At 60.2% G+C, this 14,365-nt stretch carries 11 protein-coding genes and 1 riboswitch; of the genes, 4 read left to right on the top strand and 7 right to left on the bottom strand.

The window, feature by feature from the left end; genetic code table 11:
* Positions 1–24 precede the first annotated feature (24 nt).
* A complete protein-coding gene (locus AAAX35_RS07090; RefSeq protein ID WP_349117182.1) occupies positions 25–1,344 on the top strand; it encodes an MFS transporter in 1,320 nt (439 codons plus the stop codon).
* A 93-nt stretch (positions 1,345–1,437) separates the two neighbouring features.
* Here AAAX35_RS07090 and AAAX35_RS07085 read toward each other — a convergent pair whose 3' ends face one another.
* Together AAAX35_RS07085 and AAAX35_RS07080 are read right to left on the bottom strand one after the other, a co-directional pair.
* A complete protein-coding gene (locus AAAX35_RS07085; RefSeq protein WP_195544160.1) occupies positions 1,438–1,761 on the bottom strand; it encodes a hypothetical protein in 324 nt (107 codons plus the stop codon).
* 2 nt (positions 1,762–1,763) lie between these two features.
* Positions 1,764–2,951, bottom strand: a complete 1,188-nt coding sequence (locus AAAX35_RS07080) for an N-acetyldiaminopimelate deacetylase (RefSeq protein ID WP_229090624.1) — start codon at positions 2,949–2,951, stop codon at positions 1,764–1,766.
* A gap of 144 nt (positions 2,952–3,095) precedes the next feature.
* A riboswitch (Lysine riboswitch) is annotated at positions 3,096–3,264 on the top strand.
* A 65-nt stretch (positions 3,265–3,329) separates the two neighbouring features.
* Here AAAX35_RS07080 and dapA point away from each other — a divergent pair.
* The 3 genes from dapA to dapD are packed head-to-tail and all read left to right on the top strand — an operon-like array spanning position 3,330 to position 7,131.
* Entirely contained in the window at positions 3,330–5,639 is a 2,310-nt protein-coding gene (gene dapA / locus AAAX35_RS07075) for a 4-hydroxy-tetrahydrodipicolinate synthase (protein WP_349117181.1), read from the top strand.
* A complete protein-coding gene (dapB, locus tag AAAX35_RS07070; RefSeq protein WP_349117180.1) occupies positions 5,632–6,372 on the top strand; it encodes a 4-hydroxy-tetrahydrodipicolinate reductase in 741 nt (246 codons plus the stop codon). Before dapA ends, dapB begins: the two co-directional genes overlap by 8 nt.
* Positions 6,373–6,411: 39 nt before the next feature.
* Positions 6,412–7,131 (top strand): 2,3,4,5-tetrahydropyridine-2,6-dicarboxylate N-acetyltransferase, encoded by a 720-nt coding sequence (gene dapD / locus AAAX35_RS07065; RefSeq protein ID WP_082437754.1) that lies wholly within the window; start codon positions 6,412–6,414, stop codon positions 7,129–7,131.
* A 255-nt stretch (positions 7,132–7,386) separates the two neighbouring features.
* On the opposite strand, the gene AAAX35_RS07060 is transcribed toward dapD, so the two are convergent.
* The 5 genes from AAAX35_RS07060 to AAAX35_RS07040 all read right to left on the bottom strand — a co-directional run bounded on the left by AAAX35_RS07060 (position 7,387) and on the right by AAAX35_RS07040 (position 14,202).
* The gene (locus AAAX35_RS07060; RefSeq protein WP_022094136.1) at positions 7,387–8,391 is read right to left on the bottom strand and encodes a nucleoid-associated protein; all 1,005 of its coding nucleotides are present in this window, start codon (positions 8,389–8,391) and stop codon (positions 7,387–7,389) included.
* A 111-nt stretch (positions 8,392–8,502) separates the two neighbouring features.
* Positions 8,503–9,663 (bottom strand): Mbeg1-like protein, encoded by a 1,161-nt coding sequence (locus tag AAAX35_RS07055; protein ID WP_349117179.1) that lies wholly within the window; start codon positions 9,661–9,663, stop codon positions 8,503–8,505.
* Positions 9,664–9,789: 126 nt separating this feature from the next.
* Complete coding sequence (locus AAAX35_RS07050) at positions 9,790–10,740, bottom strand: L-lactate dehydrogenase (protein WP_022094138.1); 951 nt, start codon at positions 10,738–10,740, stop codon at positions 9,790–9,792.
* 200 nt (positions 10,741–10,940) lie between these two features.
* A complete protein-coding gene (locus tag AAAX35_RS07045; RefSeq protein ID WP_349117178.1) occupies positions 10,941–12,104 on the bottom strand; it encodes an aminotransferase class I/II-fold pyridoxal phosphate-dependent enzyme in 1,164 nt (387 codons plus the stop codon).
* 118 nt (positions 12,105–12,222) lie between these two features.
* Positions 12,223–14,202: an NAD(+) synthase gene (locus AAAX35_RS07040; protein ID WP_349117177.1), complete on the bottom strand. Its 1,980-nt coding sequence runs from the start codon at positions 14,200–14,202 to the stop codon at positions 12,223–12,225.
* Positions 14,203–14,365: the final 163 nt, after the last annotated feature.

Here is a 14,365-nt window from a genome sequence, read left to right as displayed (position 1 = left end):
CTTTTACCGACCAGGAGAACCAGCATGACCCAACCAAATCTTAAGCGGGCGGCCCGGCTCGACACCAAGGCCGTCGCCCTCGCCTCCCTACCCTTTATGGGCATGATCAGCTTTTGGCAGGTCTACGACGGCATCGTTCCCAAGATGCTCACAGGGACCTTTGGCCTATCCAACTCGCTCACCGGCGCGATCATGGCCATCGATAATGTCTTTGGCCTGTTCCTGCTTCCGCTCTTTGGCATCCTCTCGGACCGCTGCGCAAGCAAACTCGGGCGTCGAACGCCCTTTATCTTGGGCGGCTCCGCGGTGGCAATGCTCTCCGTCCCGCTCATCGCGATCGCCAACAACATGGGCAGCCTACCTCTGCTCATTGGCGCGATTATCCTCACGCTTTTTGCAATATGCGCCTACCGCACCATGACGGTTGCCATTGTGGCCGATATTACGCCTCGCCCACTTCGAACCAAGGCGGACTCAATCGAAAAGATCGTCGGCTATGCGGGAACGGGCCTTATGCTCGTCGCCATCTCGGTCATGGTTCCCAAGGCCGACAAACCCGATTATCTCCCGCTCTTTATCTTGCAGGCCGTCTTTATCCTCGTGTCGGCCGTTGTCTACGGCGTCTTTGTCCGTGAGCCCGCCCTCGTCGAAAAGATGCGCGAGAAATCGCTGTCCATGGGCATCGACGAGGATCAGATTGACAAAGATGACTCCCCCGAGGCCGGCGGTAAAAATCGCATTGCAGACGCCGGCGTACGCCGCTCCATCATCATGCTGCTCGCCGCAACGTTTTTCTATTACATGAGCTATAACGCCATGACCACCAATATCAGCCGTTATGCCGATATGTTCTACGGCATGGAGGGCGGTTCCTATGCCATCATCAATATCGTGACGATTGCAGGCGCGCTGCTAAGCTACGTACCCCTGGCAAATCTTTCGCTCAAAATCGGCCGTAAAAAGGTCGCCCTGGGCACCGCCGTCATCATGGTTTTATGCCCCGCGCTTCTTTGGCTGGCACCCGGTTTCTCGCCCGTGCTGTACGGCGTCTTTTTGTTGATGGGCGTTGCGCTGGGCGGCGTGGACCTGTGCGTGTACACGATGATTCTGGAGTGCTGCAGCTCCCAAAGCGTGGGTCGCTACTCCGGTTACTACTACACCGTGAGCATGGCGGCTCAGGTGGCGACACCGATTCTCTCCGGCATCGTTATGGACGTGGCGCCGTCGATGCTCTTCGCCTACATCACGGCAATGGGCATGTTTATGGCCGCGAGCATTGCCGCCGCCAAGCACGGCGATGCCATCTTGATCGACGAGGTCGCTCGCCGCGAGGCAGCAAAGTAGGAGACCGAATTAACTACCGTGCGAAAGGGGTCGGATGGGCAAAGCGCCCATCCGACCCCTTTTTCGTTTCATCCTCAAGAAGCTTGTCGAAGCCTACCCCACCGTGATGGATTCCCCAGTAAAGGTGCTGATGAGCAGCAGGATAAAGAACGCCAAGTAACTGATGCTCAGCGGGTACGCAATAATCAGGAAGACGACCCAGCCGACATTGGTGTTACCGTCGGCACGGCGTTGCTCGCGATTGCGGCAGAGCCAAATCGTCACGCCAATGGCCACAATCAACAGCACAAGTGCCGCTGCCGCCAGTCCAGCAAGCGCAAACATCACGCCAATGCTCACAGCAATAACCGGGAGCAGCAGCAAGCCGCACCCGCACCCACCCGGACTATACACGGCAGACTGTCGACGTCGTTCCATCGTCACTCCAAGTCAAGCAATCGTTTGTAGACATCGAGTCCTTTGAGCAGGACTTCCTCGTCAAAGAGCATGGTATCGGTGTGAAGGGCACTCATCGCATAGGCTGGGCAGCCATCAGCGTCAATCGGGTTTTCTTGCCCCTCTGGCACACCCGTGCCCAGCAAGAAGAACACACCCGGCAGATGGCGCTGATAGAAAGCGAAGTCCTCGGCAATCAGCAAAGGCTCATCCACGAGCTGCAGCTCGGGCAAAGCAGGCGCGACATTGGCAAATAGCTCGGGGTCGTTGTCAACCGGCGGATAGCCCTCGGCAAAGTCGAGATCGTACGTGCAGCCCGTTGCAGCGCATGCCTCATCAAGCACGCGGTGCACGCCCTCGCGTGCACGGTCGAACATGTCGTCTGTAAACACACGCAGGCTGCCGGCAACATGGGCCTCCCCCGCCACCGCATTGCAGACGGTGCCGGCCTGCAGCAGGCCGAACTTACCAATGCAGGGCTCGTCGGCACCCAACTCGTCCATCAATTCGCGCTCGGCGACCAAGAACTTGGCAGCCGCCAGCGCCGCATCGTGTGATTCGTTTACGGGAACGCCGTAAGTCTTGGCGATATGGATACTTGTCCCGTGAATGCGCACGTGCGTCTCACTCGAGCGCGCCAGCAATGGACCGGAGCAGCTCACCAAAGTGTTTGCAGGCAGGTCGGGCCATACGTGGAACCCGAAGATGCGATCTGCCCCGTAGCGCTCGAACACGCCGCTCTCGCACACCGTCTTGGCGCCACCGGTCGTTTCCTCGGCCGGCTGGAACACAAAGAGCACGTTGCGCCTCATGGCGCCCGGCTGCTCGCGAATCGTACGGTCGACATACGTCGCGGCGGCAAGTGCCATGGCCATGTGTCCATCATGTCCGCAAGCGTGCATCTTGCCGGGATGGATCGAGGCAAAGGCCGCTCCCGTCGCCTCCGCGATGGGCAGCGCATCCATATCGGCGCGAATCGCCGTGGCACGCGCGGCACCAACGCCAGCGTCGAAGAAAGCGCAGACGCAGCTGGGACACGGATGGGTCACCTCGCAAGCGAGCGGCGCCAACACGCCCTCGATATAGGCGATAGTCTGCGGAAGATCGAAATCGAGCTCCGGAATGCGATGGAGATCGCGGCGATAGCGACGGAGTTCTTGGAGCTCGGTCATAGAGAATCCCTTCGTGAGGCACATCTGTTGCAACTTATTGTGATACAGGATTGTGGCACACATGTTTCCAGCATATTGCTGCATTTTTTAAACGTTATATACGAATACTCTTGTTTGGTAAAGTGCAACGTGATAGGGTCGTTACCACTTGATAGAGGCGCGGGCACGAAGAGCCGCGGGCGAGCCGGCAGGCTTTGACCCCGTGGGGAGGCGAAACCCGCCGAACTGGGTTTTTCGGGCACGAACAACCTGGTGGGCCTGCGGGAAACACCCACAGGACTGTCTGCAGCAATGCGGGAGCGCTATCCGGACATTGGGTCCACGCTATGCGGATTCGATGCGCAGATGGCGCCGTCTGGATAGCGAGGTTTACGGGACATGGCATTGACCCCCAACGAGGCATATGCGGCCAAGCAGCCGTTTGTGGACAAGGAGACACTCGAGCATATCGTCGAGCAGTTCCCCACGCCGTTTCATCTATACGACGAGGCGGGCATCCGCCGCAACATGCAAGAAGTGCGCGACGCCTTTGCATGGAACCCGGGCTTTAAGGAATACTTTGCCGTCAAGGCCAACCCCAACCCGGCGCTCATCTCCATTCTCAACGAATACGGCTGCGGCTGCGATTGCTCGAGCTATACCGAGCTCATGATCGCCCGCTCGCTGGGCATCACGGGACACGACATCATGTTCTCGTCCAACGACACGCCAGCTGCCGACTTTGAGCTCGCCGACAAGCTGGGCGCCATCGTCAACTTTGACGACATCAGCCACATCGAGTTCTTTGAGCGTGTTGCGGGGCCCATCCCCAAAACGGTCAGCTGCCGCTTTAATCCGGGCGGCCTGTTCCAGCTCTCCAATGGCATCATGGATAACCCCGGCGATTCCAAGTACGGCATGACCACCGAGCAGCTCTTCGAGGCGTTCCGCATGCTCAAGGCCAAGGGCGCCGAGGACTTTGGCATCCACGCATTCCTTGCCAGCAACACCGTCACCAACGACTACTACCCCAAGCTCGCGCGCATCCTCTTTGAGCTTGCCGTGCGCTTGGAGCGCGAGACCGACGCGCATGTCGCCTTCATCAATCTGTCCGGCGGCGTCGGCATCCCCTATCTGCCCGAGCAGCAGGCCAACGACATTCACGCCATCGGCGAGGGAGTACACGCGGCATACGACGAGATCCTGGTTCCCGCCGGCATGGGCGATGTGGCCATCTGCACCGAGATGGGCCGCTTTATGATGGGCCCCTACGGCTGTCTGGTCACCAAGGCCATCCACGAGAAGCAGATCTACAAGGACTATATCGGTGTCGATGCAAGCGCCGTCGATTTGATTCGCCCTGCCATGTATGGCGCCTACCACCACATTACAGTGATGGGTCAGCCGGGCGGCGCCGACAAGGCCACGGCGCCCGTCACGGACACCTATGACATCACGGGCAACCTATGCGAGAACAACGACAAGTTCGCTATCGATCGCAAGCTACCGCATATCGACATGGGTGACCTGCTTGTAATCCACGATACCGGTGCGCATGGCTACTCCATGGGCTACAACTACAACGGACGGCTGCGCTCGGCCGAGGTCCTGCTGCGCCCCGATGGCGCGGCCGACCTCATCCGCCGCGCCGAGCGCCCGGGCGATTACTTTGCCACGCTCGACGTGCTGCCGTGCGGCCGAGAGCTGCTGGCCAAGTCGCGCGCCGAAAGTGCCCGCCGTCGCGCTCAGGACGAGCGCCTAGCAGTCGCCGCCCAATGGAACAAACGCGTCCAGATCGCGGAGGCGAAGGAGAAGAACATGGACATCCGCAATCTCGAGGGCTCAATCGTCGCCCTGGTTACGCCGTTTAAAAAGGACAGCAGTGTCGACTTTGACGCGCTCGAGCGCCTTATCGATTTCCACTTGCAAAATGGCACCGACGCCATTCTCACCCTGGGCACCACCGGTGAGAGCGCCACGATGACCGATGACGAGGACAACTCCGTCGTCGCCGCCGTGGTCAAGCATGTTGCAGGACGCGTCCCCGTCATCGCCGGCTCGGGCTCCAACTCCACGCAGACCATGCTCACCAAGTCGCTTACTTACCAGGGCTTGGGAGCCGACGGCCTGCTGCTCATTACCCCCTACTACAACAAGTCCAACGAAGAGGGTATCTATCAGCACTTTAAGGCCGTCGCCGATGCCGTTGACATCCCCTGCATCCTGTACAACATCCCCGGCCGCTGCGGCTGCGGTATCAGCGAGCGCAACGTAGAGCGCTTGGCCGCGCACCCCAACATCATGGGCATCAAGGAGGCCTCGGGCAACGTCGCCTACGCGGCCAAGATCGCCCACCTGCTGTCAGACGACTTCCGCATGTACTCGGGCGAGGACGCGCTTACCGTGCCGCTCATGAGCCTGGGCGCCTCGGGCACCATCAGCGTGTGGGCAGACGTTCAGCCGCAGCTCGTGCATGACATGTGCCGCGCCTATTTGGACGGTGACGTGGCACGTGCCCGCGATATCCAAATTGCCGGCCAGCCGCTCATCAATGCCCTCTTTAGTGAGGTCAACCCCATCCCCGTCAAAGAGGCGCTCGCTCAGATGGATATGATCGAGGCAAACTACCGCATGCCGCTGTGCCCCATGGCAGACGACACGCGCTCTGCACTTACCGATGCCCTGAAGGGAGCTGGTCTGCTTGATTAAGACTGTCATTATGGGAACGGGCCGCATGGGCTCGCTCATCCGCACCACCGCCGAGGGCGTTGTCGACGCCGCCGGTCAACCCGTTTTTGATATCGTGGCCCAGATTGGCTTCGATTTGAGCGAACTCGAGAACGCACCGGCTGCCGATGTGATTATCGACTTCTCGAACGTCGTGACCTTCGAAGCCGTCGTCGCCTATGTCGAGCGCACGGGCGCGGCGCTGGTCTCGGGCACCACAGGCTACACCCCCGAGCAGATGGATCGTCTGCGCGAGCTGGGCCAGAACACCCGCGTTATGCACGCGGGCAATTATTCCATCGGCATCGCAGCCCTGCGTCATCTAGTGGCCCAGGCCACGCGTGAGCTGCCCGGCTTTGACTGCGAAATTGTCGAGGCTCACCACAACCAAAAGGTCGACGCCCCCAGTGGCACCGCCAAGCTGCTGCTCGACGCCGTCGTCGAAGCTGAACCCGAGGCAGGCTACCACCCCGTCTATGGCCGCGAGGGCATGTGCGGAGCGCGCGACCCCAAGGAGATCGGCATGCACTCGATGCGCGGCGGCACCGTAGCTGGCGTACACGAGGTGGGTTTCTTTGGCCAGGACGAGGAAGTCACGCTCACCCACCGCGCCACGAGCCGTCAGATCTTTGTCAACGGCGCCCTGGCAGCCGCGCAGAAGCTCGTCGTCCGCGAACCCGGCTTCTATACGTTCGACCAGGTCATGTTTGCCTAACCAGGTATCAACCGAATCCACCCAAAGGAGAGATAGCAAATGAGCAACGCAGCCGAGATGGATGCACAGGAGATTATCAACTACATCGCCACCGCGCCCAAAAAGACGCCCGTCAAGCTGTACGTGCGCGAGAAGCCGGGCATGAAGGTTGCCTGGGGCGACGCACATGTCTACGGCGGTCGTCGTGGCAAGACCGTCTTTGGTGACTGGGATGAGCTTAAAGCCATCTTGGACGCCAACGCCGATTCCATCGATTACTACGATGTGGAGAACGACTGTCGCAACTCCGCCGTGCCCATGCTCGACCTTAAGGGCATCAACGCCCGCATCGAGCCGGGCGCGATCATCCGCGACCGCGTCGAGATTGGCGACCGTGCCGTCATCATGATGGGCGCCATCATCAACATCGGCTCCGTTATCGGCGAGGGTTCCATGATCGATATGGGCGCCGTGCTGGGCGGCCGCGCCACCGTGGGCAAGAACTGCCATATCGGCGCCGGCACCGTGCTGGCAGGCGTTGTGGAGCCCGCCAGCGCCACGCCCGTCATCATCGAAGACGATGTCATGATCGGCGCCAACGCCGTGGTCTTGGAGGGCGTGCGCGTGGGCAAGGGCGCCGTCGTGGCTGCCGGTGCCGTGTGCGTCGAGGACGTCCCCGCCGGCGCCGTCGTGGCCGGTGTCCCCGCCCGCGTCATCAAGATGCGCGACGAGAAGACCGACAGCAAGACCGGCCTGGAAGAGGGCTTACGTCAACTCTAGGGTTACGCGGTTTTCACCAAACCGCGTAACTAGTCGACGCTGCAAACGCCCCAGAGCGGCAATCTGACGTTCAATCGTCGGGCATGACCAAAAGGTCAATGCCCTCCTCTTTCACGTCACCTTGCTCGCTCTGGGGCGTTTTCGCTGACGTATGCCCAACCTGCGGCGCAATGTCAGCAACCAAGCCGAAAACAAAAAAGGCCGAAGTCCCGAAGGGCTTCGGCCTTTGCTTTCTCGCTGTAGGCGCAACGCAACTTATCGATTCTCGATGCTACCGATATTTTTGAGCTCGATGGAGATGAGGCCGTTAGGCTCATTGACGAACTCGATGTACTCGGAGTTGGAACCCATCTCGGCCGGGAAGCTGATCTCGATACCCGTGTCGGTACGGATCTTATGATTGCGCACCGCCGCGCGTTCGACCTGCTTGCGCTCCACGGGCACACGCTCAGGCACCTTCTCCTCGGTCAGTGCCGCGCGCACGCTCTCCTTGATGACCGGCTCGTCCTCAAAGACCTCATCGACGATATCCCAAGGCGGCAGCTCCTCGTCATCCTCGACTTTCTCGGCAACGGCAGCCTTAACCTTGGCGAGCGCCACGGCCGTATTGGCACCGTGCTCCTCGGCGACTTCCTCGACCACACGCGTCACGGTGTCGATGACCTCCTTGCCCGATACGCCCGTGTCGCACTGCAGCAGGCCATCGGGGATAAGCATACGGTCCTCGCCGGCAATCTTGCGCTTCTTGTCCACGTAGCCGATCTCCATGGTGCTCGCACGCACGATGGCATAGCTTGGAACCTTTTGCGAGGGGTTTGGCAGAATAGCGTAGTGGCGCGCGATGTCGTTGCGCACCTCCCCCTCCTCGCGGCCCACCTCGTGCATAAAAGCCTGCTTGGAGCCCAGCAGCATCACGGCAAACCAGCGGGCATCCTCATCGTCGTCAAAATCAGCCACGAGCACATCGGTAGACTCGGCTTTCTCGGCTTTGGTGAGCTCGGAGGAGATAAACTCCGCAATCTGCTGCGACAGGTCCACGAACTCGCGCTCGCCAAAGAAATAGCCCTTGAGCTCGCCGCCGAATGCGGAGTTCTCGGCAAACGTGGCGCGTTTATTGTCGGCCGAGGTGCGTGCGCGGCGCAGATGCGTGGTTACAAAATTGCGCACGGTACGGCTTTCGATATCGAGCTCGCGCTGGCTCATAACGTTGACGGCCGAGTCAAAGTCCAGGATATGCAGGATTGCGTGATTGATTTTCATATACGGCATTCCGTTCTAGATCGAATTGAGCACGAACCAGTATAGCGGTCGAGCCTGCCCCAAGCGTATCGAAGATTGGTGCATCGGGGACAGGTTGCTTTGCACCAATGGCTAGCGCAGGAGCTCGGACTGCCAAGCCTCGAGCTGTTCTGCCAAGCTCTTGCCGGCAGCGGGCATGTCGATCTGGGGACGTTTGGGCAGAAGCGCACATTTTAGGATTGCCGCGATGGTCTGCGAGACAAAGCGTCGCGTATCCTTGTCAAAGCCTTGCGCAGCCTGGAGCATCACGGGCAGGCTCTCGCGCAGATTCCCAGCGATATCCGCAAACCGCTCAGCACCCGTTGCCTCAAACACGGAGAACAACGCATCTACAAAACGCTCACGCTCGCCAGGCGACACTGCAAGCAGCATCTCGCGAATGGAGCCATCAACATATCGAGCACCGGCGGACAGGCGCTCACAGTACACGAAGTCGCGACCATCAACCACCCAGCTAAAGGGATTGTGCTGCAGCAGGCTGAACTCGGTGCTCTCAACGATGGCATAGTCCTCTTGTGTCTCGAACATCATGCCAAAGATCGACGACCGAGGTAGCGTCTTGTCGATTCGACCGGAAAGATCGGCAAAAGCGTCGCCGTTCAGAAACTCCTCGACGAAGCCCGGACCATCATGGGAATATGCCCGTTCAATTCGCTCACGAGCGACATCGGAGCACATCGCCGCACCGTACACCGCAAGGTTTCCACCCTTGGAATGACCTCCGCACAAAAGCGGCCCGTCGATCGCATCCGCCGCCTCGTCCACATAACGCGCCGCGGATTCCTGGGCCGGCACAGGACACCGGAACGCCATGTTAAAGTCCTCTTTCCAGCCCACAATCGTGCTGTCGGTCCCCCGGAAGGAAAGATAGCTAAACCCCGCCGGAAACCGGAACGCCATGGCTGCAAACTGCTCCGTCGCCACCACATCGCTCACGGCACGATAGCCGCAAACGTGCACGCCGCGGTATCTGGGATTTGCTGCCACGGCCTCCAACAAGGCCCTGCTCCCCTCTGGATCCCACAAGTCGTCAATCATGTCCCGATAGCACTCGGCACGCAGCAGCTCGCGTACGTCTAGGCCCTGCCAGTTCGTCAGCTCCGCCATATCACCCGGCAAACGCAAATAGGACAACCACGCAAAGACCAGGCTGTCCACCGCGCAGAACGGCCGCTCCTCAAACGGATCAAACGCCGTCTGAGCATAGGTCAAAAAATTAGGCGAATCCGACATGGCCCTCCCATCAACTATGGTGTATTGGGATGGTGCATTGGGGTCAGGTTACTTTGCACCAAAAGGCGCCCGGGCCGTGTGGACCCGGACGCCTTCATTGTAGCTTTTCGCTCTAGCGAGCTTGATTTAGCAGGAGAAATCGACGCTGTCGATGATGTCCTTGAGGGCCTTGGCGGAGACGGTGAGCTCATGCTGCTCGTCATCGTTCAGCGGCACGGGGACGCGGCAGACAACGCCGTCGCGGCCAACGACGGTCGGCATGGAGATGGCAAGATCGGACAGGCCATACTCGCCCACCATGAGCGAGGAGACAGGCAGAACGGTCTGCTCATCGCGCATAACGGCGGTGCAGATGCGCTTGACGGCCATGGCGACGCCATAGTAGGTGGCGTGCTTCTTCTCGATGATGGTGTAGGCGGAGTTCTTGACGTCCTCGGCGATGCGCTTCTCGGCAGCCTCATGCTCCAGGTGGCCGTGAAGCTCACAGAAGGTGTTCAGCGGAACGCCGGCAACCTGAGCGCTGGACCAAGCGACAAACTCGGAGTCACCGTGCTCGCCCATGACATAGGCCTGGACATCGCGCGGGTCAACCTCGACGTGGGCACCAAGCATCTGCTGCAGGCGGCCGGTGTCGAGCACGGTGCCGGAACCGATGACGTGGCCCTCGGGCAGGCCGGACATCTTGATGGCGGCGTAGGTCAGAACATCGACCGGGTTGGAGACGATTAACAGAATGCCGTCGAAGCCGGACTTCTTAATCTCGGGAATAATGGACTTGAAGATGCTGACGTTCTTGTTGACCAGGTCCAGGCGGGTCTCACCGGGCTTCTGGGCAGCGCCAGCAGTGACGACGATCATGGCGGCGTCGGCGACATCGGAATAATCGCCGGCGTAGATCTTCATCGGCTCGGCAAACGTCATGCCGTGCGCGATATCCAGGGCCTCACCCTCGGCACGGTTCTTGTCCACGTCGATGAGGACCATCTCGGAGAACAGACCACTCTGCATCAGTGCGAACGCCGAAGACGAACCGACGAAACCGCAGCCGACAATAGCGACCTTCTTCTCGTTAACCATTAGAAACTCCCATCTCTCTCCACAAACAAGCCGCCCGGGAACGACCCGAGCGGCTTGTCGTAATCCCAATACATCCAATCGGGACTTTGATTATGCCCCTATTCGCAGCCAAAAATCGACCGTTTACCGAAATTGTTTGCAGAATTCGTAAAATAACTGCACGAAATCGGTTTCGAACTATTGACGAGCCGAAAAGCTTTCTAATACAGGCCCGCCTCGCGAATGGCCTCGACAGCCAAAGCAATCTGATCGGGCGGCAGGACCAGCGCCATGCGCACATGCCCCTCGCCCGAAGGACCAAAGCTCGCGCCCGGCGTCACCACAACGCCGGCCTTCTCCATAAGCTCCTCGCAAAACGCCATGGAATCGGTGCGACCACCGGGGAGCTTGGCCCACACAAACATAGAGCCATGCGCGTTGGGTCGCTCCCAGCCCAGGCCCTCAAGACCGTCGCACAGGGCATCGCGGCGCTCCTGGTACTTCAGACGCTGCGCCTCGACCTCATCGCGCGGACCGTTCAGGCACGCGATGGCGGCCTTCTGGATCGGAAAGAACATACCAAAGTCAATCTGGCCGCGCAGCTTGGCAAAGGCAGAGACCACGTCCTCTCGGCCGACCAAAAAGCCGATGCGCGCACCGGTGACGTTAAACGACTTGGAGAGCGAGAAGAACTCGACGCCCACCTCGAGCGCGCCGGGATACTGCAAGAAGCTGCCGCCCGGCTCGCCGTCGAACACGATGTCCGAGTATGCGTTATCGTGAACGATCAACAGGTCGTGCTCGCGGGCGAAAGCGATGATCTCCTCGTAGATCTCGGGCGTGCCCACCGAGCCCACCGGGTTGGCGGGCAGCGACACGATCATGTACTTGGCACGGTCGGCCACCTCGGGATCGATGCCCGCCACATAGGGCAGGTAATTGTGCTCGGCAACCAGCGGATAGTACTCGAGCTTGGCATCGGCGATCTTGGCACCCGCCTCAAAGACCGGGTAGCACGGATCGGGAACCAAAATAGTGTCACCCGGATCGAGCAGGGCCAGGCCCAAATGGCCCACGCCCTCCTGCGTGCCGTTGCACGACTGCACCATGGACGGCGTAATGCCGGAGACACCAAAGCGACGCTCATAGTAATCGCACACGGCCTGCTTGAGTTCGGGCAGGTCGCGCAGGGCGTACTTCCACATCTCGGGATCTTGGGCTGCCTGCGTGAGCGCCTCGACCACGTGGTCGTACGGCTTAAAGTCGGGCGTGCCCACGCTCATGTTGTAAATGGTCTTGCCCTGAGCCTTCAGCGCGAGCAGTTTGTTGTTGAGCGAGGCGAAGACCTCCGCGCCAAAGCGGTCGAGACGCTGCGATGCCTGCATGGTGCCACCTTTCGATATGAAAAACGCGGCGCTCCGACAAGAGCGCCGCGCGATACGGGCCATCAGATTGCAAAAGTGTAACGCTTGCAACCCCCGTATTGGTTCAATTTAGCCAACCTTAGTCAATTGCATTGAGCGCGTCGATCTGCGCAAGCCACAAACGTGAGCTGGCGTCACTTGGCATACGCCAATCGCCGCGCGGGCTGAGCGTCACCGAGCCCACCTTGGGACCATCGGGCAGGCAGCTGCGCTTAAACTGCTGGGCAAAGAAGCGACGATAGAACGTACGTAGCCACGTGTGGACGGTCTTGGCGTCGTAGACGCCCTCGAAGCTCTTGAGCGCCATGCGGTAGATCTTGCCCGGCTCAAAGCCAAAACGCAGCAGGTAATAGAGGAAGTAATCGTGAAGCTCATACGGGCCCACCAAATCCTCGGTCTTCTGCGCAATCTCGCCGTCGCCCGTGGGCGGCAGAAGCTCGGGGGACACCGGCGTATCGAGGATATCGAGCAAGACCTCGGCAATGCGCCCGCCAAACACATCGGCCGCATAGCGTACCAGATGGCGCACAAGCGTCTTGGGCACGCTCGCGTTGACGGCGTACATGCTCATGTGGTCGCCGTTATAGGTAGCCCAGCCGAGCGCCAGCTCCGACAGGTCGCCCGTGCCAATGACAAAACCGCCAGCCTGGTTGGCCAGATCCATCAGAATCTGCGTACGCTCGCGGGCCTGGCTGTTCTCGTAGGTCACGTCTTGGACAGCCGGATCATGCTCAATGTCCTTGAAGTGCTGCTCCACGGCCGCGTGGATCGAAACCTCGCGGAAGCTCACGCCCAGGTCGCGGGCGAGCGACTCGGCATTCGACTTGGTGCGATGCGTCGTGCCGAAGCCGGGCATGGACACGGCAGTGATGCCTGTGCGCGGCAGCCCCAGTGCATCGAAGGCACGCACGGTCACAAGCAGGGCCAGCGTGGAGTCCAGGCCGCCCGAAAGACCAATGACTGCAGCCTTGGTACCTGTGTGGGCGAGGCGGGTCTTGAGGCCCGCGGTCTGCAGGTCGAGGATGGTCTCGCAGCGCTCAGCCAGGTCACCATGGTCGGCAGGCACGAAGGGCGCGCGGGGGAAGACACGGTCTATGCCGAGCGCATCGCGCAGGACAGGCTCTTCGGCGAGCGAGCCCTCAAACGAGAACTCGACGGTCACGGCCTCCGGCGCATCGTCCACGCGCGTCCATGTCGTCGAGCGACGGCGTTCAGCAACCAGGCGGTCAAGGTCAACGTTGGCGATGGCCATATCGCAGGTAAGCAGTTTGGTCGCGGCGAGCTTGGAGCCGTTTTCGTAGACGAGGTTCTCGCCCGCAAAGACCATGTCGGTCGTGGACTCGCCCTCGCTCGCGTCCGCGTAGGCATAGGCGCAATACAGGCGCGCGCTCTGGTTGGAAATGAGGCTGCGGCGGTAATCCGCCTTGCCGATAATCTCGTCCGAAGCCGACGGATTGAGGATCACCGTCGCACCGGCAAGCGCCATCTCGGTCGAAGGCGGCGCCGGTACCCACAGGTCCTCGCAAACCTCAACGCCCAGCACCATATCCTCGGCACCCTCATCACAGCAGCGGTAGACAAGCCCCGAACCCAGCGGAACCGGACCCTGACCGGCAAATTCAACCCACACGGGATCCGCAGGCGACGGAGCAAACCAGCGACGCTCATAGAACTCGCCATAGTTGGGCAGATACTTCTTAGCCGTGAGGCCCAAAAGCTCGCCCGCGCAGCACACGGCGGCGCAGTTGTAGATATTCTCGGCAACTGCAACGGGAAGACCGATGGTAAAGACAATCGGCAGCTCGCGGGTTTCATCGAGAATATGTGCCAGTGCGGTCTCGCAGGCATGCAGTAATGTGCGGTTATGGAACAGGTCGGCCGCGGTATAGCCGGTCAGGTTAAGCTCGGGCAGTACCAGCGCGCGAACGCCGCGCTCGGCAGCATCGCGAACAGCCGCCAGCGCAACCTCGGCATTGTCCTCGACATCGGCCACGCGAATCCGCGGCGACGCCGCCGCCACACGCAAAAAGCCATCAGACTGAGAAAGGTGAAGATTCATAAGAATGCTCCTGTGCGTAGACGCCATTCACAACAATTAGCTAGCCCTATTGTAGTTCAACCGCCGAGTGTAACCGCATCCCACCAACTTGGTGAGCTATTGATGAGTTGATGGTATCTGTTAAATGTCACGTACGATTCACATCTGGTGGGTACCCTGATGG

Origin of the sequence: Collinsella sp. CLA-ER-H11 (assembly GCF_040092445.1) — a bacterium.
Lineage (GTDB): Bacteria > Actinomycetota > Coriobacteriia > Coriobacteriales > Coriobacteriaceae > Collinsella.
Note: the sequence above shows the minus strand (reverse complement) of the source record. Positions and strands in the feature narration are given on the sequence as shown.

Bases quoted from the DNA above. Each gene is read 5' to 3' on its own strand.
- AAAX35_RS07090 (WP_349117182.1), top strand. From the start codon at position 25: ATGACCCAACCAAATCTTAAGCGGGCGGCCCGGCTCGACACCAAGGCC.
- AAAX35_RS07085 (WP_195544160.1), bottom strand. From the start codon at position 1,761: ATGGAACGACGTCGACAGTCTGCCGTGTATAGTCCGGGTGGGTGCGGG.
- AAAX35_RS07080 (WP_229090624.1), bottom strand. From the start codon at position 2,951: ATGACCGAGCTCCAAGAACTCCGTCGCTATCGCCGCGATCTCCATCGC.
- dapA (WP_349117181.1), top strand. From the start codon at position 3,330: ATGGCATTGACCCCCAACGAGGCATATGCGGCCAAGCAGCCGTTTGTG.
- dapD (WP_082437754.1), top strand. From the start codon at position 6,412: ATGAGCAACGCAGCCGAGATGGATGCACAGGAGATTATCAACTACATC.
- AAAX35_RS07060 (WP_022094136.1), bottom strand. From the start codon at position 8,391: ATGAAAATCAATCACGCAATCCTGCATATCCTGGACTTTGACTCGGCC.
- AAAX35_RS07055 (WP_349117179.1), bottom strand. From the start codon at position 9,663: ATGTCGGATTCGCCTAATTTTTTGACCTATGCTCAGACGGCGTTTGAT.
- AAAX35_RS07050 (WP_022094138.1), bottom strand. From the start codon at position 10,740: ATGGTTAACGAGAAGAAGGTCGCTATTGTCGGCTGCGGTTTCGTCGGT.
- AAAX35_RS07045 (WP_349117178.1), bottom strand. From the start codon at position 12,104: ATGCAGGCATCGCAGCGTCTCGACCGCTTTGGCGCGGAGGTCTTCGCC.
- AAAX35_RS07040 (WP_349117177.1), bottom strand. From the start codon at position 14,202: ATGAATCTTCACCTTTCTCAGTCTGATGGCTTTTTGCGTGTGGCGGCG.